At 39.9% G+C, this 23,106-nt stretch carries 22 protein-coding genes; 7 read left to right on the top strand and 15 right to left on the bottom strand.

From position 1 onward, the window contains the following. Positions 1 to 60: 60 nt before the first annotated feature. The 4 genes from BW961_RS08685 to BW961_RS08670 form a co-directional block, all read right to left on the bottom strand. Positions 61 to 951 (bottom strand): glycine betaine ABC transporter substrate-binding protein, encoded by an 891-nt coding sequence (locus tag BW961_RS08685; RefSeq protein ID WP_068585903.1) that lies wholly within the window; start codon positions 949 to 951, stop codon positions 61 to 63. A gap of 20 nt (positions 952 to 971) precedes the next feature. Beyond that, entirely contained in the window at positions 972 to 1,625 is a 654-nt protein-coding gene (locus BW961_RS08680; RefSeq protein ID WP_068585906.1) for an ABC transporter permease, read from the bottom strand. Next, positions 1,622 to 2,752 (bottom strand): ABC transporter ATP-binding protein, encoded by a 1,131-nt coding sequence (locus BW961_RS08675; protein WP_068585909.1) that lies wholly within the window; start codon positions 2,750 to 2,752, stop codon positions 1,622 to 1,624. Before BW961_RS08675 ends, BW961_RS08680 begins: the two co-directional genes overlap by 4 nt. 368 nt (positions 2,753 to 3,120) lie before the next feature. Beyond that, positions 3,121 to 3,744: a TrkA C-terminal domain-containing protein gene (locus BW961_RS08670; RefSeq protein ID WP_068585912.1), complete on the bottom strand. Its 624-nt coding sequence runs from the start codon at positions 3,742 to 3,744 to the stop codon at positions 3,121 to 3,123. A gap of 244 nt (positions 3,745 to 3,988) precedes the next feature. Between BW961_RS08670 and BW961_RS08665 the strand changes: the two genes are divergently transcribed. The 3 genes from BW961_RS08665 (at position 3,989) to BW961_RS08655 (ending at position 8,117) form a co-directional block, all read left to right on the top strand. Next, positions 3,989 to 5,776, top strand: a complete 1,788-nt coding sequence (locus tag BW961_RS08665; RefSeq protein ID WP_068585915.1) for an ABC transporter ATP-binding protein — start codon at positions 3,989 to 3,991, stop codon at positions 5,774 to 5,776. Continuing rightward, positions 5,751 to 7,460 (top strand): ABC transporter ATP-binding protein, encoded by a 1,710-nt coding sequence (locus BW961_RS08660; protein ID WP_068585917.1) that lies wholly within the window; start codon positions 5,751 to 5,753, stop codon positions 7,458 to 7,460. Before BW961_RS08665 ends, BW961_RS08660 begins: the two co-directional genes overlap by 26 nt. A 276-nt stretch (positions 7,461 to 7,736) precedes the next feature. Then, positions 7,737 to 8,117 (top strand): DUF5643 domain-containing protein, encoded by a 381-nt coding sequence (locus tag BW961_RS08655; RefSeq protein WP_068585920.1) that lies wholly within the window; start codon positions 7,737 to 7,739, stop codon positions 8,115 to 8,117. A gap of 47 nt (positions 8,118 to 8,164) precedes the next feature. On the opposite strand, the gene BW961_RS08650 is transcribed toward BW961_RS08655, so the two are convergent. The 9 genes from BW961_RS08650 to lspA all read right to left on the bottom strand — a co-directional run bounded on the left by BW961_RS08650 (position 8,165) and on the right by lspA (position 16,014). Then, on the bottom strand, positions 8,165 to 8,611 hold the full coding sequence (locus tag BW961_RS08650) for a DUF3888 domain-containing protein (RefSeq protein WP_068585923.1): 447 nt from the start codon (positions 8,609 to 8,611) through the stop codon (positions 8,165 to 8,167). 89 nt (positions 8,612 to 8,700) lie between these two features. Beyond that, positions 8,701 to 9,816: a serine hydrolase domain-containing protein gene (locus BW961_RS08645; RefSeq protein WP_068585927.1), complete on the bottom strand. Its 1,116-nt coding sequence runs from the start codon at positions 9,814 to 9,816 to the stop codon at positions 8,701 to 8,703. A gap of 134 nt (positions 9,817 to 9,950) precedes the next feature. After that, positions 9,951 to 10,724, bottom strand: coding sequence for a hypothetical protein (locus BW961_RS08640; protein ID WP_068585930.1), 774 nt, complete (start codon positions 10,722 to 10,724; stop codon positions 9,951 to 9,953). A 127-nt stretch (positions 10,725 to 10,851) separates the two neighbouring features. Then, positions 10,852 to 11,118, bottom strand: coding sequence for a hypothetical protein (locus tag BW961_RS08635; protein WP_068585933.1), 267 nt, complete (start codon positions 11,116 to 11,118; stop codon positions 10,852 to 10,854). Positions 11,119 to 11,190: 72 nt separating this feature from the next. Continuing rightward, positions 11,191 to 11,604, bottom strand: a complete 414-nt coding sequence (locus tag BW961_RS08630; protein WP_068585935.1) for a hypothetical protein — start codon at positions 11,602 to 11,604, stop codon at positions 11,191 to 11,193. 553 nt (positions 11,605 to 12,157) lie between these two features. Continuing rightward, complete coding sequence (locus BW961_RS08620) at positions 12,158 to 13,423, bottom strand: hypothetical protein (protein WP_068586106.1); 1,266 nt, start codon at positions 13,421 to 13,423, stop codon at positions 12,158 to 12,160. 386 nt (positions 13,424 to 13,809) lie between these two features. Further along, the gene (locus BW961_RS08615; protein WP_068585941.1) at positions 13,810 to 14,991 is read right to left on the bottom strand and encodes an MFS transporter; all 1,182 of its coding nucleotides are present in this window, start codon (positions 14,989 to 14,991) and stop codon (positions 13,810 to 13,812) included. Positions 14,992 to 15,075: 84 nt separating this feature from the next. Further along, on the bottom strand, positions 15,076 to 15,387 hold the full coding sequence (locus tag BW961_RS08610) for an ArsR/SmtB family transcription factor (RefSeq protein ID WP_068586108.1): 312 nt from the start codon (positions 15,385 to 15,387) through the stop codon (positions 15,076 to 15,078). Between the two features lie 138 nt (positions 15,388 to 15,525). Beyond that, a complete protein-coding gene (gene lspA, locus BW961_RS08605) occupies positions 15,526 to 16,014 on the bottom strand; it encodes a signal peptidase II (protein WP_068585944.1) in 489 nt (162 codons plus the stop codon). A 452-nt stretch (positions 16,015 to 16,466) separates the two neighbouring features. Here lspA and BW961_RS08600 point away from each other — a divergent pair, with 452 nt between their 5' ends. Together BW961_RS08600 and BW961_RS08595 are read left to right on the top strand one after the other, a co-directional pair. After that, entirely contained in the window at positions 16,467 to 16,775 is a 309-nt protein-coding gene (locus BW961_RS08600) for an ArsR/SmtB family transcription factor (protein ID WP_068585946.1), read from the top strand. Between the two features lie 11 nt (positions 16,776 to 16,786). Next, a complete protein-coding gene (locus BW961_RS08595) occupies positions 16,787 to 17,728 on the top strand; it encodes a cation diffusion facilitator family transporter (RefSeq protein ID WP_068585950.1) in 942 nt (313 codons plus the stop codon). A gap of 112 nt (positions 17,729 to 17,840) precedes the next feature. Here BW961_RS08595 and BW961_RS08590 read toward each other — a convergent pair whose 3' ends face one another. Then, the gene (locus tag BW961_RS08590; RefSeq protein ID WP_076576749.1) at positions 17,841 to 18,116 is read right to left on the bottom strand and encodes a hypothetical protein; all 276 of its coding nucleotides are present in this window, start codon (positions 18,114 to 18,116) and stop codon (positions 17,841 to 17,843) included. A gap of 561 nt (positions 18,117 to 18,677) precedes the next feature. Between BW961_RS08590 and BW961_RS08585 the strand changes: the two genes are divergently transcribed. Then, positions 18,678 to 19,916: a saccharopine dehydrogenase family protein gene (locus BW961_RS08585; RefSeq protein ID WP_068585955.1), complete on the top strand. Its 1,239-nt coding sequence runs from the start codon at positions 18,678 to 18,680 to the stop codon at positions 19,914 to 19,916. Between the two features lies 1 nt (position 19,917). Beyond that, positions 19,918 to 21,045, top strand: a complete 1,128-nt coding sequence (gene nspC, locus BW961_RS08580; protein WP_068585958.1) for a carboxynorspermidine decarboxylase — start codon at positions 19,918 to 19,920, stop codon at positions 21,043 to 21,045. A gap of 149 nt (positions 21,046 to 21,194) precedes the next feature. On the opposite strand, the gene BW961_RS08575 is transcribed toward nspC, so the two are convergent. Continuing rightward, a complete protein-coding gene (locus BW961_RS08575) occupies positions 21,195 to 22,577 on the bottom strand; it encodes an FAD-binding oxidoreductase (RefSeq protein WP_068585961.1) in 1,383 nt (460 codons plus the stop codon). Positions 22,578 to 23,106: the final 529 nt, after the last annotated feature.

Genomic DNA, 23,106 nt, shown 5'->3' with positions numbered 1-23,106 from the left:
ATATATACATAGGAAATGGCTACCCATTGTTAGCGGTAGCCACTTTCTTCACTGATGATTCTATTTAATTAAACCCTTTTCTTTCAGGAAATCTAGAGCTACTGTTTCTTCTTTCAATCCTTCTGAATCGACTTTTGAATTCAATTCTTGCATTGTCGTTTCATCCAGAACACCTTGAAGTTTATTCAGTGCCTCTGCTACTTCTGGATATTTCGTCAGTACATCCTGACGTACCAGTGGACCCGCATCATATGGAGGGAAGAATGCTCTGTCATCCTCTAAAATAACTAAGTTGTTAACCTTAATCTGACCATCTGTAGCAAACGCGTCAATCACATCAACATTCTTATCTACTACTGAACGATACATAATACCATGATCCATACCCTTCACTTCTTTAAAGACCATGCCGTATTCTTTACTCAATCCAGGATAACCATCAGGACGATCCTTAAATTCGAACTCACTTCCTAGCAATAGGTCCTTAGATACTTTAGCTAGATCACTAAACGTGGTTAGTTTGTATTTCTCCGCAGTTTCTTGCGTGACCGCTAAAGTATACGTATTATTGAAACCCATCTGATTCGGAAAAACAAGTTTATCTTTTTTGAGTAACTCTTGGGTTCTAGCTAATGTTTCTTCTGAAGTTCCTGTTTCTTCCTGATAATAGTTAGATACTATCGTTCCTGTGTAGTCCGGATATAGCTGAATATCATTGTTTAACAATGCTTTCCATGCTACATTCGATCCACCCAAATTTACTTTACGCACTACTTTCAGATCCGTATTATTCTCAATGATATCAGCCATCATATGCGCTAAAAGTATATTCTCCGTAAAGTTCTTAGATCCAACTGTAATGCTTTCCTTCTTCTTATCTGAACCACATGCGACTAATGCCATGGACATACATGCAACCAAACCGATAACGATCCATTTTTTATAATTCATATAATTCCTCCATTAATATGTTATTGTTTCAAACCTTTTGGTGTCGTCAACTTCTCCATACGTCCAAGTAAAAAGTCAAGTATCAACGCAAGGACAGCTGCAGGTATAGCACCCATCAGAATTAAAGCATCAATATTTCGTTGTATACCTAAGAAGATAAAGTCACCGAGACCACCTGCACCTATAAATGCTGCTAAAGTGGCTGTACCTACATTGATTACGGTAGCTGTCCGAATACCCGCCATAATGACAGACAAAGATAACGGTATTTCTATTTTGAATAAAATCTGCATATTGGTCATTCCCATTCCTCTTGCCGCTTCTATCATGGCTCGATCGACATCTTGAATACCCGCAAATGTATTTCTAATAATAGGTAATAAAGAATATAGGAAAAGTGCAGCTATTGCGGTGTTAAGACCTATCCCAAATATCGGAATCATAAATCCCAACAAGGCGAGACTTGGTATCGTTTGCAGAATCCCTGCTCCACCTAGAATGAATGTCTTCAGGACTGGATACCGTGAGACAATAATACCTAATGGAACACCCACAACGATCGCTATCGCCATCGATATCAGGACAAGCTGCATATGCTGACCTGTCGCTGTTAGTAAATCTCCTCCACGCATGGACAGTTGTTTTATAAATTGTTGCCACAGTGTATCATTCATTCGATCTCCCTCTTCCCCGCCCAATGATCTGCGAATGTCGTGAGTAAGGTTGATCTTGTTACCACGCCCACTACTTTTTCGCCTTTTCCAATAATGGGAATAATACCAAACTTAGCATCCCCAATAGCAATAAGTGCGTCTTGAGCCGTTGCATTCTCATTTAAATAAGGAACAGCAGGTACACTAATCTCTTGAATCGTCTGTATTTCTTCCAACTTCGATTGTAGATCATATATAGAAACGATACCGGTCAATTGACCCTTGTCATCACTTAAAATCAACGTATCTGTACGGCTTTTTCTCATAGAAGCTAAAGCGCGAACGGGGGAAATGCTTGGAAGGGCGATCGCAGGATTGTCACGCATAATATCCTTAACCGATATAAATGCAGGGTTCTGATAAATACGATTCTTCCCTATGAATTCTTCTACGAACCCATGTGAGGGTTCCTTCAGGAGTTTCTCGGGTGTATCTAACTGTAGTAAAGCACCGTCTTTCAAGACTGCAATCCTATCTCCTAATTTCAAAGCTTCATCCATGTCATGCGTTACGAATATAATCGTTTTTTTCACTGTTTTTTGAAGTCTAAGTAATTCGTCTTGTAATTGCTCTCTTGTGATTGGATCTAATGCGCCGAAAGGTTCATCCATCAGCACGATCTCAGGGTCTGCTGCTAATGCTCGAGCCACACCTACTCGTTGTTGTTGTCCACCTGATAGTTGACGAGGATACCGAGAAGCGTATTCGATTGGATCAAGTCCGACCATCTCTAACAATTCATATACACGAGCTTTGATCTTGGCTGTATCCCAACGTTTAAGATGAGGAATAAGTGCAATATTCTGTTCAATCGTATAGTGAGGAAATAGTCCCACCTGTTGGATGACATAGCCAATATTACGTCTTAATTCAACAGGATCTTCTTTCGTAATGTCTTTGCCACGGATGGTGATTGTACCTTCTGTATGTGGCATTAAGCGGTTAATCATCTTCATTGTAGTCGTCTTACCACAACCACTTGGACCAATAAGTACGATAAATTCTCCTTCTTCAATCTCAAAGCTAACGTTCTTCACAGCTTGGTAACCATTTGGATAAGTCTTGCTAACATTTTCGAATTTAAGCATAGTAGCCCCCCAATTTCATAGATAATCTTGCTGCTGATTGTTGCTATCAATAGCTTTAACACTTCACGCTGCGTAAGAAGTAGACTCAGACATTTATGATGTCTGAGCCCTAAGAGTACAGAACTTTATTTCAATGCGTTCTGCCGTTATCCGATTGGTTATTGCATACGAATCGGACTCAACTTCTTCATATGGTATACCTCACTATAACAAAAGAAATGCCAACTGACAACTCATATCATAATATGAAGTTGTCAGTTACGACTTTTTCCGTGTGTATTTCGTACAATAAATGGTAAAAACCACAACAAAAAACCGTCCAATAAATGGACGGTTTTATTGTCATAATATTCACTTGTTCGTTGTTATTATTTCTTTGATTCACTGTTCACGAAATCCACGGTTCTCTGAAATACTTGTCCATCGCCAACCACGACGATAACATCATTCTCTTGAAGAATAACGTGCGGACCTGGAGAAATAGTGACTTGCGTCCCCCTCCTTAGTGCAACAATGGTTCCACCTGTCTTCTGCCAAAATTGAAGTTTAGAGATACTCTGACCTACAGCATGAGAACTTCCATTCACCTTTATCTCAACTGGATGATACGCCTTTAAATTCTGCAACCTGTCAGAAAAATCAATAATCTCCTTAAGTACTACCTCGAATTTATGATCAATAGACTTCTTCTCTTGAAGTAACAATTCTAGATCCTGCTTCAGTGAGTACACTGATTTCATATAATTATTTTTAGTAATATAGTCATGTGCGTGCATATCAGATGTAACGGTAACTCCCTTGCCCTGAGATACAGATACAATATTCTCATCATTTAGAAGAGCTACTGCTTTCCTGATCGTCTCGGGTGATACATGATAATGGCTTGCTAATAGAGAGCGTCCTGAGATTGTAGTATTCACAGTAAATTCACCACTAACAATCCTATGAGCAATATCTAAAGCAATAGCTTTATAGCCAGCAATTTCTTGCATATATTCTCCTACCTTTTATCTTTTCGTTTGCAACCCTCTGTATTATATCAATCTTCCTAGATGTTTCAATACATAATAATTTCATTTATTTCCGGAATACAGGTAACCATCCCCAATATAGAAAAAGTCTGTGTTTTGTATCATTGTCATCCATTAATCCAAATCTCACCCACTGTAGGTATTTACAATAAACACCACTTCCAGTATATTGTAAATCTAATATCTGAGAAAAGGAGTACGATCAATGAAAGAAATGCAGTCACCCGTAGGGTCAGAAGTAGCATTCAGAAGCATTTATAGTTGGGTGTTATCGTTTCTAAGACCCTATCGATTCCATATATTTGCCTGCCTTATGTTCGGATTACTAATATCCGGAATCCAATTACTCATCCCTAAATTTATACAAATCATAGTCGACGATGTTCTTCCAGCGAATGATATACCTCGATTCTTTAATCTACTATGGTGGATGGCAGCAGGAGCAGTTATCCTCATCCTTTCGACAATCGTTAAGAAATGGCTTGATCAACATTACCAAAATCACGTCAGCGGTGATATGCAGTTAGCCGTCTTTGAACAACTACGATTGCAGGGGTATGTTTTCTTTGAACGTCATCCCATTGGCGATATTTTATCGTTATTCCACCATGAGCTTGACTCCCTCCAGCGAATACATAAGCAGTATTTTCCGAATATTTTGCAAAATTCCGTTACTTTCATTGTCACATTCGCTTTTATGTTAACAATGTCTTGGCAACTATCGCTTGTGTTCATCCCAGGTATTATGCTCTATTACCTTATCGGTCCATATTTCGAGCGAAAATCAGCTGAATACGCTGAGCAACTGTCTAAACGCCATACCTCTTTGAACAAAAGGCAATACGACAGCATTTCCTCCGTCACGGAGCTTCGAGCTTATGGAAGAGAACATTGGGATTTGGAACGCCTTTTATCAGAAGATCAACAGACGGCTACAATAAATGTGATGTATTTCAAGCTAATCAATTATCGAGGTGCATTTCGACGAGTTGCAGTCTATTTCAGCGGAATATTGATGTTTCTTGTTGGCTATTGGATGAACAGCCACAGCATGCTTACCGTTGGTGAATTTGTTGCCTTTATGATGATGTATTACAAAGTCATGTTTGATTTGACCATTCTAATTACGAACATTACTGAGCAGAAAGTACTTCTCTTACAAACGGTTCGATTGTTCCGATTTATGTCTTTGAAACCTGACGTTGCGGAACCTATCCTGCCTATATCTTTGCCATACGTCCACGGACTCCTCGAACTTCGAAATGTGAGCTTTGGATACCCAGATAGCCCGATCGTCCTCAAAGACATATCATTAACCATCCGTCCCGGCGAAAAGGTCGCGTTCGTTGGAACAAGTGGCCATGGAAAATCAACACTGATCAAACTCCTTGGACGGTTTTACGATCCAACCGAAGGTGATATTCTATTGGACGGTGTTCCCTTGCGGCAACTTTCCTTTTCTCAACTCCGTGAGCATATTGGATATGTATTTCAAGAAACCTATTTATTCGGAGCATCTATTAGAGATAATATTCGTTTTGGTAGACCAGATGCGTCAGAAGAAGCAGTCATTCATGCGGCACAATCAGCAGCGGCACATGAATTCATCACACAACTCCCTCAAGGTTATGATACCATCCTCGGTGAACGGGGTAACAAACTCTCTGGTGGACAAAAACAACGAATTTCGATCGCACGTATGGTCCTTCGTAAACCTTCTGTACTCATTCTAGATGAAGCAACGTCCGCACTGGACAATCTAACGGAAGCAGAAGTAAAGCGATCCATCGACCGATTATTCACCCATCAGACCACGATTGCAGTGGCTCATCGATTCTCTACAATTCGCAATTACGATAATATCTATGTACTGGAACACGGACGGATTATTGAATCTGGCACTTATGACGAACTTATGGTGCAAGCAGGTGCATTTTACCGATTGGCACAGGAGGAGGAGATACTTCATGACAACGTGGCTGTGGACTTTTAACTATATTCGCAAGGTTAAGGGGTTGTATCTTGCTGCACTCCTATTGCTTATCATTTCAGTTGTAACTAATTTATCTATTATTTATGCTCAGAAGTTGATTATTGATAAGATATTTATCGGCCATCGATATGATCTATTTCCTTCCTTGATCCTCTTCTTTGCTGTCATTGTGTGTACCTACATTGCATCTTGGTGTTTCAAAGATATCCTATTTGAACGCGCATCCGACAAGATTAGACTGTTAATGCGTCGCGATTACATGACCTATCTATACAAGATGCCGATGAAGAACTTTCAGAAGGAAAGAACCGGGAGCTTAGTGTCCTATTTGAATGAATTTATCAATTCTAAGAATGCTTACATATGGAATCTACCGGCGCTTTTTGAGAAATCATTAAACCTTCTCCTATTGCTTGGTATCGTAGGATGGGTCATGCCCAAGTTTCTACTCATTATTTTCCCGCTCAGTGTACTATATATTATCCAAGGCAGATATTTTGCCAGAAGAATGAATCCTATATCAGTAGACAAAAATGAAGCGATGGCTGTGCATCAAATTGCCATTGAAGAGGGAATCGCCTCCACACGGGAGGTCATCGCATTTCATCAAGCAGATTGGGAGAAGAATAAGATAAAGAACACATTTAATCGCTACCTAATGAGCATTTGGAAAGCAGGCCGATTGGAGCGTACTCAGCTTGCAATTGCAGAACCGATGCGGTGGGCAGCCAATCTTACGATTCTTGGATTCGGCGGTTATGAGGTGATCCGTGGAGAAATTTCGATTGGATTATTTGTAGTTTTTTATCAATATGCTATCCAAATGATCGATTCTATCCATGGCGTATATCAGTCCTTTCTCGATTTCTCTTCATCTTATGGCGGTCTTCATAAAGCCAAATGCCTTATTGAAGGAGAACGGATCAGGGATACGGAGTCTCCTCTTGTTATCAAGATCGATGATATACACTTTCATGACGTTACGTTTACTTATACTTCTGAAAGACAATTTCCCATTCTCAACAAGTTATCTTTTACGATACCCGCTGGCAAAAAGGTAGCACTCGTTGGTGATAGCGGTTCTGGTAAATCGACGATTGCACAACTGCTAGTCCGATTTCATGAGCCTGAACAAGGAAGTATTCACATCGGTGATACTAACTTAGAAGACATAAGCCGAGAAAGCTGGGCGAGGAAGATAGCGGTGGTATTCCAGGACCCCTACCAATTCCCCGACTCTATCCGCAACAATCTTCTTATTGGAAGAGCCTATAGTGATGCCGAAATGGTTGAAGCATGCCAACTTGCAGAAATCCACGACTATATTATGGAACTTCCACAAGGTTATAACACCATACTTGGCGAACGTGGAATTACCTTATCTGGTGGACAACGCCAGCGTATAGCTATCGCTAAGGCCATTATAGGACATCCTGAGTTACTTATTCTGGACGAAGCCACTTCCGCGCTCGATCCGGAGACCGAACGTAAAATACACCGCAACCTTGATACAAATAGGAGAGGAATGACATCGTTGATCATTGCTCACCGCTTGTCTACGATTGAGAATGCAGATCTCATATATGTCATGTCGAACGGTTCAATCATGGATTGTGGAACACACTCGGAACTGATGAATCGCTTGGGTCGCTATTCTGAGTTGTTCCAGGCTAGTGCATCATAAACGACGATTGAACAATACAACTGTCGGAAGCAATTCCGACAGTTTTTTGTGTTGTTCAATCGTGATCAGATAGATCGCACTGCTTGCTAGAATTTGTTATCCCACAATTTATTATTAAAATGTGAGAGATAATCTTGTTCGATACGTTGTATAAAGTGTAAAAGCGCTTTTACATAAAATATAAGGGGAACCCATCCATGAAATCTAATGAAACAAATTTCATACGACGATTACATCGACAAGAAGAAGATGCTGTAACAGTAAATATAGAGAAAATTGCCATCACCCCGATGTCCTTTTGTCATTCACTATGATCAAGAGGTTTCCGAAACAGTAAGAACCAAATGGCATGCCGTTGATGTCGATTTAGAGATCAAAGATGATTTAGGGAATAGTTACTCAGGTGAAGGCAATGGCGGAACAGGTACAGACTCTTATAATATGAGTTGGAGTAAAGCATTTCAGAAACTAGATCCACTAGCAACGAAGCTCATAGTAACCCCGCATATCACTTTAAGAAGTCACACTTCTGAAAATTATGGGTCGATATTAATGTCAAGAGATGGTGAATCGAAGAAAATTCCTATACCAAAGAAATCCGGTGAAGGACAAGAAAGTTTTGCATTACAAGACATACTTATTGAATTGAATAAATAACGTCACAAATGAACGGACTGCCTTTTACATGGGGCAGTCCGTTCATTTTATTTTTTTAAAATATCCTTATAATTAGGTGGGAAATTCGTCTCCTGCGGATCCTCCAGATGCTTCCACCCTACGATCTTAACATTATCAGGGTTAGTCGGGGATATATCCATTGTGATACTATCCTTTCCCACCACAATGTGTGGACCCGTTGTAGGAACTACTTCAAGTGTAATCAAGAAATGAAATCCTCTAAAGCCATTCACTCGCTCAACATTTGTTACATCAACATAATAAGGATACACCATTGGTGGGTACGTAAGAATATTCGAATAGATCTCACCAATCTTCTTATCAATATGTGGTAACAGAAAGAGCATCAGCATGTCTTGAAACATGAGTTCTTTCGATTCCTCTGGTCTAGGCTTCATTTCAGCGCTACAAGGTTTTGCCCACGGAACGATCAATACAATAACCAGAAATATAGCAACCCATCTTTTTTTCATATATGAGTGACTCCTTCGGAAATGTTATGTAAAGTATCCCAAATGAGTCCGAATTTATGTAAAACAACTAACGATATAGATTATTTTTCCTAATCGGAATATTTCTGAAGTAACGAGTCTAGAACCGCATAGCATATATTTTGAGAAGGCGTCTCGTCATGGTTCGATACAACGACTACACCTATTTTCTTAGATGGAACCATACAGACATAGGCACTAACACCAGGGAATCCTCCTCCATGCTCGATAATGATATGACCCTCATGCTGCCTTATTCCCCATCCTAAACTATATCCTTCTTTCTCATCAAAGCGCCACACGGGCTCATACATGTGATCAATCATAGCTTGAGACATAAAAGGATTGTCATTCATATATGATGCTAGATATGTACATAGATCATTTGCAGTGGAGTAAATGAACCCCATTGGAGCACCCAAGGCATTGATAGGGAATGGAGACTCTGACACATTCGTTTCTAGATTATGCTCGTTTACATTATGATGACTGCAATAGTATTGTGCAGAATTTTCATCTTCTTGTACTTTTTCAGCATCTAAAGTAGTTCTCTTCAGGTGTAACCTCTTGGTCATTAAATCTTCCATACATTCATCCCATTTCTTCCCACTAACCTTCTCAAACAGATCCGCAGCAATCATATAAGCTTCGGTGCAATAACTCCAATTAGTGCCTGGTGTATGGGATAACGTAATAGATTCGAAAGACTTAGTAACGTCTTCTCTATTGGATATACGTTGAAGAATAGAATTAGAAATCATACATTGTTCTTTCATTTCATCATACATACTGAATTCCCTTATGTTAGGACACAGTAAATTACCACTCCCTATATCCCCAGAGAATCCAGCGGTATGTGATAGCAATTGTTCAACGGTTATCGTGTTACTGACTAGAATATCCGTGGTCCGAAAATAAGGAAGATATTGTACAAGTGGAGCATCTAGTTCGAGCTTTCCATCTTCCACTAGTTGCAATAATAATGCTGCGGTAAAGCTCTTTGAAATACTTTGAATACTCACGATCGTGTCTGGTGTGAAATCTTGTTCATTCTCACCTAGACGAGATCTCCCGAATCCTTTTCCATACACAATCTGATTATCTTTGACTACGGTAACAGCCCCACCAACAAGAAAATCCTGCGGGCAAATAACATTGTCTAACTGTGTTTCCAATGATAATGACATTATAATTCCACCTCGTAATATTAAAAATCCTATGTTCTATTGCGTCCATTTCATCTTTAGAACACTGATGACTCTTCTCATATAATAAACACCACATTTCATTTTTTTTTGAAAAAACAGAAGTTATTCTAACTCTACAATCCTGCCGCTGCTTTAATCTGTTTCCTTTGAGTCATAATGATCTCATTCAATCTTTCTGTTCCAAATGCTCCTGCTGTAAAGGCATTGGCTTTTGGATAATAGACCAAACGAAAGGATGTACTATCCTGAAGGTGAACACGCAGAAATATGCTATTTTCATGCTTTGTTTTCTCATAGACCTCATTGAAACTGACATGGGATAAAGGTAGTAATTCTTGAATAAATTCAGATGAAGCATCCATGGTAAAGTCGCCGATCGGACTGCCGTCCATACCGCTTTCTAGACTTACTTTCACCACTCTTCCGTTAATATCCAATAAATCACCTATTGTTGCTGCATTTGGATTATCAGACACTTCATAAATCTTGTTGTCAGCTATAACACGGAACTCTGTCTTGTAACCCTCCATAGCATATATATCGGTACCAATTGGAAGGAATGCCGCATCTCCATTCTTCGCGACATGATCTGTACAGGCATGTTCACTGAGCATATAGGAGACTTCACCTACCTTATCTCCAAGTTGGTTCGAAGTTACAGTTACCTCCTTCGTTTCCCCGAAGTTCTGGAGGTACTTGATATTATTGATCATTATAAAATCGACCCACTCGATATCCCCCATACATAGTTCTGATGATCCCTTTAATACTGATTTCAGCGTATCAATCTGAGATTTCATAATCACTCCTACTTCTCCACAGCCAGATACTGTCAGGATAATTAGAAGCACAAATAGTGGCTTACTCGTCCATTTAATACCCACCATTTTCCACCACCTCAACTCATAGACGATTTGGCTGACCTCAATGTTTCAGAAGATTTCAAACTCACTAAACTGCTCATAAGTTAAAAAAGGACTGCCGAGAATCTAGCAGCCTGTTGCAATTTCGTTCTTATTGATCTGTAGATTTAGCGGTATTGGAATCTCTAAATGAACCGATCATGCCTGTAAATAGCCCAATTAACCCAATAGTAAATCCGAACACACTAGAGCCATCAAATGCTAATAATACAACGACTCCAAACAATAATAATAGAACACCTAACAGTTGAACTTGAAGAACACTAGGTCGGATAAAGTCCATTAATATGCCTGCATGAAACATTATAGTAACTAGTAAAATTAGAGCGGTTACAAACGTTAATCCTATACTAGCCATCCTAACCTCCCATAACATTTAAGTACATTCAATAGTAGATTTAACCTCAACATCAAAACTACCGTATGACAATCAGGTTGGTTCCACCGTCTGTACTTTACGTGGTTTAACACGAACGACGGGGTCATTAATATTTACGCCTTGAACTACCCATTCCTTAGAGTTATTCAAACCATAATGAATGATAATCGTCTTTCTTTCCTCAGATATCCACAGCTTGTCGCCTACAATAGCGGTGATCTCCGCATCTAATGTTTCTTTACTTTCTGTAAACTTCACTTCCCAATCGTCAATAATAAGCGGAGACAAGGGGAATTTCTCATCTTTTTCCGTTGCCTCACCTAATAATATGTTTGAGGACATCATTTCAACATCTCGTATTACCTCATCGGGTGTGGGGACTTTGTCGTATTTCCCAATACCACATGCTACCAATCCAAACAGCAAGAAAAGAATAACACTAGTCGTGCACAATACTTTTTTCATAATTGAACTCCCCCGTTAACAACCCGATAGGACTTATAAGGCATTATATATACTAAACGCTTCATCGAATAATAAAGTTCAACATTATATTCTAAGCTAATCTTCCCGTCCTTAAGCTTATATGTTGTAATAATGTCTTTTTTATGAGGAATCCCTTTATGCTTATGTTCGATAGGATTTATCCGTATCATGAAATGAACACCATCTTTATATTGATTCAAGTACTCAATTTCAAGATGATCATTCATGTTACCATCTAGATCATTACATTTTGCAAATTGATGGGTAAATGCAATTGCGGGGACTTTAGCAGGTAAATGAATTGAGTTATGGAAGAGCTGTTACCATTCTTTTAGCGAAACATCAATAGATTTGTATCCTTACTGATTGTACGAATTCTCAAATGGTTCACTTTCCAACACGCCTTGCTCTTCGCTATTGATATACATCAGAACACCTTGTAACTTTAACAATGCAACAAATTCAGGATGAAGGAAAACTTCATAGTACCACCGCCTTCTCCAGTTAGTGGTACTATTCCCTGAGCTGAAATCTATAAGTCATTTAATGAAATAGCTTCCCCATTAGATGCATTCACAACGTAATTACAGTCTATTTTTCCACATAGGATATATCGCTGTTGTTCTGAATTAAAAACATAATATGGTTCCAAAGTAATTCTCTTTCTGATTTGTTCAAATGCCTCTTCGTTATTAATCGTTATTTCATCAGGTGCTTTAAATAGATGGAATGTTTCTAATAAAGACTCGTTATCCATATAATTGATTGCTTGGAATCTCTGCGCATCAATGATGATCAGAAGTTTTCTTTGGAATGCGCGATTCTCTTCTTTATGAACTTTCAATATTGCATGGATATTTCCTGTGTCTCGATGTAAGGTTTTCAGAGTCCAGTCTGCTGAATCGTTAGGATATACATTACGTAAAAATTCTATGACAGCATGAATACTTTTCTCTTGCTCAAGCTTGGAAAGCGGAATCGAATCAGGGTGGGGTTCATTAGAAAATACTTGTTCGATTGTGACATCTTCAATCCAACTTATCTCCGTTCTTTCAAACATCTGCACATTCAAACTTGTCCAATCCATGATTTTGTCTATTTTTATATACCTTGTATTTACGATCAATTCAAAAGGAATGGTAGATTTCCTATCATTTGTCACATAGATTTCTTCCAACCCATATGCGAGGATTAACACCTCTTGATCGTAAGCAGGTATTTCAATAAGTTTCAATTGTGCCTTCACCAACTGTTCCATATCTTCAAGAGAAAGTGAATAACTCTCTTCTGTCACCCATTCTTTAGAAGGGTAATGACCGTACTTATAAAATTCAGTGAGATTACCTTCTTCATCGAATTTTATTGCGATATTGCCTGAAGGTGAGACCGGAATGCCATCCACACATTCTTGAAATCGATAATCCCTTTCTTCATCTAATATCAGTTGAAATTGTTTTTCATATATCAGTCCCGTTTCATTTTCAATCCATTTTACAATTTCAATCTTACCTAGGTCTTTAAATGTATTCCCGCTTGCATAAGACTTCCCTCCAACAAAAATAACACTTTCATACATGCCATTATTCACATTAATGTTAATCACGGCTGTTCCTTCTGGATTGAGGTCTTCATCCTCTTGTTCAGTGATATGAGTAGGGAACCACTCCATACATAACGTATATTCCGTTTCATTGAAGATGTTTAGCTTTCGATAAAACGTGTGTCTATGTAAATAATAGTTATCCAATCCGAATTTTTGTTTTGTAGAATCTGTTAATGCTTTTAATCTTACGTTCACGCAAAGGACCTCGCTTTTAATAAAGTATTTAACTTTTGATTTTTCAATAAATAATGTAACGAATGTTCTATTCACAATGGATTTAGACTCAATTATGGCAAATATCATAAACATATGAGGGACTTCGTCACCCTCATTGACTCCAACCATTGTTTTTCCTTATGCCACTATATCATCAAAAACATTAATATTCATCTCAGGTGTTACCCCAACAATCGTTAGTTGACCAAGCGGACGAAGTGCTTGGAGTGCTTGACGAACCACATCAGGTACAACTGTAGATTCTAGCCCATAGTGAGTACGTTATTCGTAATCTCTTAAATCCTATTCATAAAATTACAGCAACAATTTTATCGGACAACGGCGAAGTCGACCGATTTGAGTGGTTAATTTAATGCACCTTTTCTTCCTCTCTCGCTCGACTTGGAAATTTTTAATTTTATCATGATCAATAAGAAAGCAAGCAATGAAAACATAATTCCGCTCCAGATGAGTTGATGTATTCCCAAGTGAGAAATAAACCAGCCCCCGATAGAAGCCCCTACAGTAATTCCAAGATTGGAAAATGAGACAAACAAACTATTGCCGAATTCGGGAGCCTCTTTTGTCTCAGTCGTTAACCATGTTTGACTAACAATAAGCCCTCCAGAATGCACTGCCCCCCAAATGAATACGATAACAACCATCGGAATGAAATAAGAACCCAGATAATAAGCAAGTAGGTAAATTACCGCAAATAGCAGAGGAAATATGCTGACAGTCTTTGTAATACTCTTATTCAACAAGCTACCAAATACAAAATTGCCAAAAATCATGATTATACCAAAGGCCATCAACATGATACTTATCCATGACCCGTTCATTTGTGTTACTTGTCCAAGATATTCAGCAAAGTAGCTGTACACAGAAAACATTGCTGCAAAGATAAAAATAACGATCACGATATTTAACCATAATTGAGGATTACGTAATATACCAAGCTGCTTTCCATAAGACATTTTTTCCTTAACAGGCATGGAAGGGAGCCAAGCTAGTATCCCTACAAAGGCAATCATGCTTACAACAGCTCCAAACAGAAAAGCGGCTTCTAACGAAATATTTTCTCCGAGATAAGAAGTCAAAGGCACGCCAAAAGCAAAACCGACCGTTATACCTGCGAAAACCTTTGTGACCGCGTTGTTGCTTTTTTCCGGAGGGACAAGTTTGGCTGCAGTAACAAGGGCGACCGAAAAAAATACGGGATGAAATATAGCCGGGATAATACGGAATACAAGCATCACATCGAACTGGGTTGTATAGGCATAAACAATATTTGAAATCGCAAAAATAAGCACAGCAGTTAATAGAATGACTTTACGATTAATACCAGAAGCGAGTAATGTTAGGAATGGACCTGAAATGGCTACGACTAAAGAAAATATACTAACAAGCCATCCAGCCTGTGATGTCGATATATTAAATTTTTGAGTTACCTGGGGTAAGACACCTATAATACCCATTTCTGTTGTAATAATGCCGAATACGCCTAATGCCAGAATAATGATAAGCAACGGGTTAACCTTTTTCATTGTGATTGTAAGCCTCCATTAATTTTATATTTACATATATAGAATTCTAGATATATTGAAATAAAAAAAAGACCTCCTTTCCGTTTATAGTTTCTCTTTGAGGTACTCAGAAAATTCCTGGATTGTCGTTTCGTTCCGACGATAGTAGGTCCACTTCCCAATTCGCTCAGATTCCAACAAACCAGCTTTTTGCATAGTCAACAAATAACTCGAGATTACAGACTGTGCAAGGCCCGCCTTAGCTTGAATATCTCCTACACATACACCAATTCCAAAATTGAGACCTTGTTGTAAATACGGTTTCTCATCAAAGAATTCCTCTGGATTCTTTAACCATAGCATAATTAGACTACGAGTCTCGTTAGACAAAGCTTTATAAATCAATAAAGGTTCCATAAATATCATTATATCTACTTTTACAGATTTGTAAATGCGTTAGCATAATGATTGGAACTCGGGAACTAGAGAAATTGGATAGATCATCAGATGTTGTCTGATGGTTCTATCCATTGTGTTCATACCCTTATAATGTTTTTATTGAACCTTTTGCTTCAATTCCTGCTTCTCCTTACTCCCAGTACGAAAAGTATCGATAATGATAAGAATCGCACCACATACGATCGCGGAGTCAGCAAGATTAAAGGTCGCAAAGGTATAATTAATTGCACTGAAATGAAACCTCAAGAAATCGACCACTTCCCCATACAAAGCACGATCTAGGAAGTTTCCAACGGCTCCCCCCAACACAAAACTCAGAGCGATTGGAAGAACTCGATTTCTGGAAGACTTGATTTTTTGCAAAATATAAATGATTCCAACTACTACAATGACCGTTATGACAAGAAAGAACCAACGTTGACCTTCAAGAATTGAAAAGGCAGCACCATTGTTTCGTTGTGATGTAATATGGAAAAAGTCACCAATAATACTTTTCGATTCTCCGATGTCAAAGTTTCTTACTATAAGCCACTTGGACACCTGATCGATAACAAATATAAGTAAGGCGATTAGATAATAATACATGGTTAACCTCCATTGTTTGAGCTACAACCGCCATGGCGACAACAGCCAGTCTACATTTTATCTTTCGTACAGCTTCAAACGTCCTGAGCCAACTGCTGCTTCATGAATACGTTTTCCGTACCTCTAATTTATAAGTTGAATGAGCAGGTCTGACTATCATAGAAAATCACTCTCTTTCAATTTAATCTAATCACATTGTACAATAATTATTTTTTTCTAACAATTGGACATAGAGAACTAGGCTCATTATCTTCTCTCTAAAAATGACCGTGAATATAGCGACTAGCATTTGGTAACATTAATTTTGTATAACAAGAAGAATTGACAATACTAACGTTCAATATTATATTTTATATGAGCATATGTTCATATACTTATTGAGATGTTAAACAAACACCCATTTAAAGTATTTATACAAGATAATAAGCCACAACAAAGGAGGCCCCCAATTCATGAACCAGAACGCTCATTCCTTCTTATCGGCCGATACCGTAGATGAAGCTTCTCGAACTTTCAAAGCATTGGCAGACCCGACTAGAATAAAGATATTATATTTACTGTCTCAAGAGGAATGCTCTGTCAATCACATTACTGAAGTATTAGAAATGACACAGTCAGCTGTTTCCCACCAACTAAGTATGTTAAGAAATCTACGCCTCGTTAAATATAGACGTGAAGGTAATACTTTTTATTACTCTTATGCCGATGAACATGTTATCACCATTTTGAACCAAGTTCTAACACATATTGAATGTAAATAAGGAGGATTTCTATGGGACATCACCATCATCACGGACATAGTCATGATCACCACGATCATAGTCATGGTCATTTTGAAGAAGCAAGAGAAGGCAATAAAAAAGGGTTGCTTGTCGCACTAATTATTACTGCGGGGATTATGTTTCTAGAATTCTTTGGCGGTTTAATCACCAATAGTCTAGCCTTATTATCCGATTCTGGACATATGCTTAGTGATACGAGTTCATTATTGTTAAGTTTAATAGCGATATGGTTCGCATCAAGACCCCCTTCACCTAATAAAAGTTATGGCTATTATCGCTTTGAAATACTGGCTGCATTATTTAATGGTATTAGTTTGTTCATTATCGCTGGATTTATCGTGTGGGAGGCCATCGGTCGTTTCTCAGAACCACCCACTGTTGCAAGTGGCGCTATGATGTTGATTGCATCCATTGGATTGTTGGCGAATTTAATTAGTGCTTGGTCCTTAATGCGCAAAGGCGATGTGAAGAATAACGTTAACTTACGGAGTGCCTATCTGCATATCCTTGGGGATGCATTAGGTTCTGTTGGGGCAATTGTAGCTGGAATATTAATGCTCTTATTTGATTGGTATATAGCAGACCCCATCATATCGGTTGTAGTCGCATTATTGATTCTCAAAAGTGCTTGGAGCGTCATTAAGCATTCGGTTCATATCTTGATGGAAGGCACTCCGCTCACCATTAATCAGACAGAAATCAAAGCCGTTCTAGAAGAAATCGATGGTGTTATCGATGTACATGACCTTCATATATGGACCATTACCTCTGGACTTGATTCTTTAAGTTGTCATATGTTAATTGAAGACGACAAGAACAGCCACACCATATTACAGGAAGCGATCAATATCATTCGGGATACATTAAAAATAGAACACACAACGATTCAAATTGAAAATTCATTAATTACTCATAATGAGTTGAAAGTATAAACGCACCTACCGGTGCGTTTTTTAATTCCATATCCCTCAATATAACTATTATTCTTTCCTTCAATAGTCATGTTATGTGATACCGCCGTGTGGATCGCAGTCTTAATTAGGACTAAGAATTTGTCATTCTCTCAGATTTCGTAATCTTCTCACTATTTATTTCCCAACCATCAGCTGTTTTTTTAGACTCTGTAACCGAAGTTGTTTTATCGATAAAATCAAACACCCCAGAATTATTTTCATTAACTTTTTTATTTAAAGTAACAACTTCTGCTTTCATAAAATCATCATCAGTTCTTTCTAATATTTTCAAGATTTCAAGCTCATATTTAAAATTTAATTCTGCAAATCTTGAAGCCCAATCCGTTTGATATGCTGGATTATCCACAGAACGTTTGTCCAATTTCAACGCCGCGAAAAAATATTCGAAAATTTTTCTTGCCCAATAACCCCTATCCTGCTATTATAGAGAAGCATAAATTTGGAGAGCTAATGTTCAATATATTTAGGATCTTTCCAAGCAGATAAACTTTGACCACTTCCATTAAGAAGTTAAGGCCATACGGACAGCCGGGTCAAATGCCGATTGGCAACTTTCGTTGCCTTATTGATTGAGTTAAAAGCTCAACTTTTATAAGTTGGTTACTTTACAACCAGTGCATTTGCACACAACTTGTGAAACGGTCAATAAGAGTGGTAAAAGTGAATTATTTGCTATATAGACTCTGATCCTAACATGATATATTTGAATATGAAGGGCCTTTCCCCATGAAACTATGAATTTTATGACTGACGAGCACGCAAGAAGTTTGTCCAGTTATGCTTATTGGGACTGTCTTATTATTTAACTATATCGAAGCAAGTGTGATGCGCATGGTGCGTGTTTCGCTTGCTTTTTTTGTTGCCGTTTTTACATTAAAAAAATTCACTTGGGTTAGGAGATCGAACAATGGGAAAAGCACTTATCATTGGCGCCGGAGGCGTAGCATCAGTAGCAATTCATAAATGCGTTCAAAACAGCGAGGTTTTCGAAGAAATCTGCATCGCCAGCCGTACGAAATCTAAATGTGATGCATTGAAAGCTAAATTAGATGGAGGTAAAACTAAAATTACAACTGCACAGGTCGATGCAGATAACGTTGATGAGCTGATCGCTCTGATTAATGAGATCAAACCGGATATTGTTATGAACCTGGCTCTACCTTACCAGGATTTGACGATCATGGATGCTTGCCTAGCCACAAAAACGAACTATATGGATACGGCAAACTATGAACCTGAAGATACAGCAAAATTTGAATACAAATGGCAATGGGATTACCGCGAACGCTTTGAAAAAGCCGGAATCACGGCTCTTTTGGGCAGCGGATTTGACCCAGGTGTAACTGGCGTATTCTCCGCTTATGCGCTGAAGCACTATTTTGACGAAATTGAATATATCGACATTCTGGATTGCAACGGTGGGGATCACGGCTATCCTTTCGCAACCAACTTCAACCCGGAAATCAACATCCGTGAAGTGTCCGCTAACGGACGCTACTGGGAAAACGGAGAATGGATCGAAACAAAACCGATGGAAATTAAACGCGGTTATAACTTTTCTGAAGTCGGCGAAAAGGAAATGTATCTACTATACCATGAAGAGCTCGAATCCCTTGTGCAGAACATGCCTGGACTGAAACGTATCCGTTTCTTCATGACTTTCGGACCAAGCTATCTCATGCACCTAAAGGCGCTTGAAAACGTAGGAATGACTTCCATCGAACCGATCGAATACGAAGGAAAACAGATCATTCCTCTTCAATTCCTAAAGGCTATACTCCCTGACCCGGCTTCCCTAGGTCCTCGTACGGTGGGCAAGACGAACATCGGTTGTATCTTCAAAGGGAAGAAAGACGGTCAAGACAAGACTTACTATATCTACAATGTTTGTGACCACCAAGAGTGCTATAAGGAAGTGGGCTCCCAGGCCGTCTCCTATACAACTGGCGTTCCTGCCATGATCGGCGCAGCAATGGTCATGACTGGTAAATGGAATAAACCAGGTGTATTCAATATCGAAGAGTTCAATCCTGATCCATTCATGGAAGAGCTGAACAAATGGGGACTTCCATGGGTAGAAGACTTTAATCCGGTGCTTGTTGACGCATTGCCTGAGGAAGCTAAGAAGCCGGAGCTCGTTCGCTAATATGCGGTTCGAGGAATTGCCGACACCCTGTTTCGTAGTTGATGAAGCTCGCATTGAAAAAAACCTGAACATCTTGAACGGCGTCATGCAGCGTACAGGAGCCAAGATTCTTCTGGCGCAAAAAGCTTTTTCCATGACCGCCATGTATCCCCTAATCGGAAGATACTTAAACGGCACGACGGCGAGCGGTTTATTTGAAGCACGTCTGGGTCACGAGGAAATGGGCAAAGAAAATCACGTCTTTGCCCCTGCCTATCGCGAAGATGAAATCGACGGAATTATATCCATTTGCGACCATATCATCTTCAATTCTTTCTCCCAGCTGGAAAAGTATAAAACAAAGGCTCTTGCAGCTGGCAGAAAAGTGGGTCTTCGCATCAATCCGGAATGCTCGACGCAAGAAGGACATGAAATCTATGATCCCTGTTCGCCGGGGTCAAGATTCGGCGTGAAACGGGAGGATTTCCAGCCGGAACTGCTTGAAGGCGTTTCAGGACTGCACTTCCATACCCTTTGCCAACAGAACTCGGACGATTTGGAGACCACACTGAATGCGGTCGAAGAAAAATTCGGACCATGGTTGCCGCAAATGGAATGGATCAATTTCGGTGGCGGTCACCATATCACAAGAGACGACTATGACATCCCGAGACTCGAAGCTTGCATTTCGCGAATGCAAGATAAATACAGCTTGGAAGTCTACGTTGAACCCGGAGAAGCCATCGCGCTCAATGCGGGCTATATGGTCACCTCCGTACTGGATATCCATAAGAACGGCATCGAGATTGCCATCGTGGACACGTCGGCTACGTGTCATATGCCCGATGTTCTGGAAATGCCGTATCGTCCGCCGCTTGTCGGTTCGGGCGAAGCCGGCGAGAAGCCATACACCTATCGGCTTGGCGGTCCGACCTGCCTTACGGGCGATGTAATCGGAGACTACTCCTTCGATCAGCCATTAAAGAACGGTGACAGATTAGTGTTTGAAGATATGGCGATCTACTCCATGGTCAAAACCAACACCTTCAACGGTATGCCGCTGCCGGCCATCGCCGTGCAGGAGAAAGACGGCAATTGTCGTGTCGTTCGTGAGTTCGGCTATCAGGATTTTAAGATGAGACTAGCTTAATGAATAGCCAAAGCCTTAGCCCTGCAAGAAGGGTTAAGGCTTTTTGGACTAACGTCTTCGATTCCACGGAATCAACCAGCCAATTGACCACCACAAGATGGGAACGGAGACTTTTTCAAGCCATCCACTCCCTATCATATTTCACTTCTTCACTTTTTCCCTAACTTGTTACCCACTGGAATACTCTGCGCAAAATGAAACACATTATGTGGGTCGTACTTCCGCTTCACTTGCTTCAATCTAGCAAAATTCACACCATAATACGCCATTGGCCAGTTCTTAATCTCCAAATCAGGAAAGTTCACATAATCCCCGATCACAAAGGGACGGAGCGCTCTACGAAACCTTTTAACCCAATGAACATTTCGCTGCTGCTCGTTATCATTTCTCCATCGAGCAGACACCTCATAGATAGTCTCTGCTTTCCGATGAGGATAGGCCGTCGCTGTCTGAGATATCCGACTAACCGCAGTCCCTGCTCCCCCCAAGCTTTGACACCACACGCTTGAATGCTTATTTGGCGCTTTTGCAAGAAAATCTCGAATAATCCGTACCCCTTCACGTGGCAAAGGCTGATATCCGTACGACCCGGTTATCTTAAATTTGGGCTCCAGATTCAGATCAGACGCGGCAAAAAATTGGGTCGCTTCAATAAAAGGTACCGTCCTTACCATTACTTTCACTGGAGTCCCTACTTGCAGCAAAGGCCTGATTAATCGTCGCAGCTCTTCAGCACTCCCCAACAATTGCCCGGTAGACTCGATCTTCCCAACCTGCTTAGAAGATACCTCGATCGTTGAGGTTAACCGATTGGTTACGGAAGGTGCAAAGCGCTGCCATGTCGGGAACACTTTATCCAGATCACTCCATTTCCAAATAATACTGTAGATGGAGACGTTTGAGATAGGCCGCACCCGAAACTTATACGACGTAGCAATCCCAAAGTTTCCTCCGCCACCGCCTTTCGATGCCCAGAGCAGGTCTGAATGCTGGTTCTTGTTAGCTATGATCGCCTTTGCTCCATATCGTCCTGAAGCTACTACCATCTCGACCTGTTTCAGGTTATCACAGGTAAGACCATACTTTCGCGACAATAACCCAATCCCACCTCCCAAAGTGAGTCCGGCAATACCCACATCGGGTGCAGTTCCAGCAGGGAGAGAAACTCGATTATTCCACAACTCACGGTACACCCGCTCCAGTGGATTGCCTGTCTGGATGTGTGCCACCATCTTCTTGCGGTCAACTTTTACTTTATTCATCTCACTTACATCGATAATAATACTGCCATTCACTGCCGAAAAGGCTTCATAGCTGTGTCGCCCGCTACGTGCTCGCAACGGGATCCCCCGCTCACGCGCCCACTTGATAGCGTTGATCACATCCTGCGTTCGTCTGCAAAAGACGATTACCCGTGGAAATTTGGAAAACCGCCTATTGTACACCATCCTTGCTGCCTTGTATGACGGGTTGCCCGGTAATACAATTCTTCCGGTCAATTGAGTAGCGGCTTTTTTTCGATTTATTGCCATTCATGTCCACCATCCTATCTCATCTGCTTATTCCTATGCAGGGACAATAGCCACGGTAACGGCATTTGCCTTGTAGCAGTCTGATGCAAAGTTCTGATACTCTCACGGGTCAAAAACGAGGTGCTATCGTAAGAAAATAGATGCACCGCTTTGCGCTGGTGGGAACTCTATCTAATAGACATTGAATTGAACCTCTAGGCTACAAAATATAACCCTCTTGTGGTACGGTTCACCGCGATGTCTGTAACGGCAAGTTCTGAAAAAGGCCATCCTTAGTGGGATGGCCCTTTCTTTGTAATACATACCTAACTGAGCTAAAGTTTCCTGTTAATTCATCCTTAGAGTCATTAGTTTACATATCATTTGAGAATCAATTTTCCAATTCAATTTTGTATGAATCTTTCTCTGTTAAACCTACCTGCATTGCACCTTTTTGTGTGTACGCTATGAATGAATGTGCATTAAGCTCCCCAAATTCACTTGTATCATCTGTTGTATGAATAAATGAAGAGAATCTAGATCATGCCTT

The sequence above is a fragment of the Paenibacillus macquariensis genome (genome assembly GCF_900156375.1).
In the GTDB taxonomy this organism is placed as follows: domain Bacteria; phylum Bacillota; class Bacilli; order Paenibacillales; family Paenibacillaceae; genus Paenibacillus_AQ; species Paenibacillus_AQ macquariensis.
The sequence above is the reverse complement of the archived record's forward strand: the minus strand, read 5'-3'. Positions and strand labels throughout refer to the sequence as shown.

Coding starts and splice junctions, on each gene's coding strand:
- BW961_RS08685 (WP_068585903.1), bottom strand. CDS start 951: ATGAATTATAAAAAATGGATCGTTATCGGTTTGGTTGCATGTATGTCC.
- BW961_RS08680 (WP_068585906.1), bottom strand. CDS start 1,625: ATGAATGATACACTGTGGCAACAATTTATAAAACAACTGTCCATGCGT.
- BW961_RS08675 (WP_068585909.1), bottom strand. CDS start 2,752: ATGCTTAAATTCGAAAATGTTAGCAAGACTTATCCAAATGGTTACCAA.
- BW961_RS08670 (WP_068585912.1), bottom strand. CDS start 3,744: ATGCAAGAAATTGCTGGCTATAAAGCTATTGCTTTAGATATTGCTCAT.
- BW961_RS08665 (WP_068585915.1), top strand. CDS start 3,989: ATGAAAGAAATGCAGTCACCCGTAGGGTCAGAAGTAGCATTCAGAAGC.
- BW961_RS08660 (WP_068585917.1), top strand. CDS start 5,751: ATGACAACGTGGCTGTGGACTTTTAACTATATTCGCAAGGTTAAGGGG.
- BW961_RS08650 (WP_068585923.1), bottom strand. CDS start 8,611: ATGAAAAAAAGATGGGTTGCTATATTTCTGGTTATTGTATTGATCGTT.
- BW961_RS08645 (WP_068585927.1), bottom strand. CDS start 9,816: ATGTCATTATCATTGGAAACACAGTTAGACAATGTTATTTGCCCGCAG.
- BW961_RS08640 (WP_068585930.1), bottom strand. CDS start 10,724: ATGGTGGGTATTAAATGGACGAGTAAGCCACTATTTGTGCTTCTAATT.
- BW961_RS08635 (WP_068585933.1), bottom strand. CDS start 11,118: ATGGCTAGTATAGGATTAACGTTTGTAACCGCTCTAATTTTACTAGTT.
- BW961_RS08630 (WP_068585935.1), bottom strand. CDS start 11,604: ATGAAAAAAGTATTGTGCACGACTAGTGTTATTCTTTTCTTGCTGTTT.
- BW961_RS08615 (WP_068585941.1), bottom strand. CDS start 14,991: ATGAAAAAGGTTAACCCGTTGCTTATCATTATTCTGGCATTAGGCGTA.
- BW961_RS08610 (WP_068586108.1), bottom strand. CDS start 15,387: ATGGAACCTTTATTGATTTATAAAGCTTTGTCTAACGAGACTCGTAGT.
- lspA (WP_068585944.1), bottom strand. CDS start 16,014: ATGTATTATTATCTAATCGCCTTACTTATATTTGTTATCGATCAGGTG.
- BW961_RS08600 (WP_068585946.1), top strand. CDS start 16,467: ATGAACCAGAACGCTCATTCCTTCTTATCGGCCGATACCGTAGATGAA.
- BW961_RS08595 (WP_068585950.1), top strand. CDS start 16,787: ATGGGACATCACCATCATCACGGACATAGTCATGATCACCACGATCAT.
- BW961_RS08585 (WP_068585955.1), top strand. CDS start 18,678: ATGGGAAAAGCACTTATCATTGGCGCCGGAGGCGTAGCATCAGTAGCA.
- nspC (WP_068585958.1), top strand. CDS start 19,918: ATGCGGTTCGAGGAATTGCCGACACCCTGTTTCGTAGTTGATGAAGCT.
- BW961_RS08575 (WP_068585961.1), bottom strand. CDS start 22,577: ATGGCAATAAATCGAAAAAAAGCCGCTACTCAATTGACCGGAAGAATT.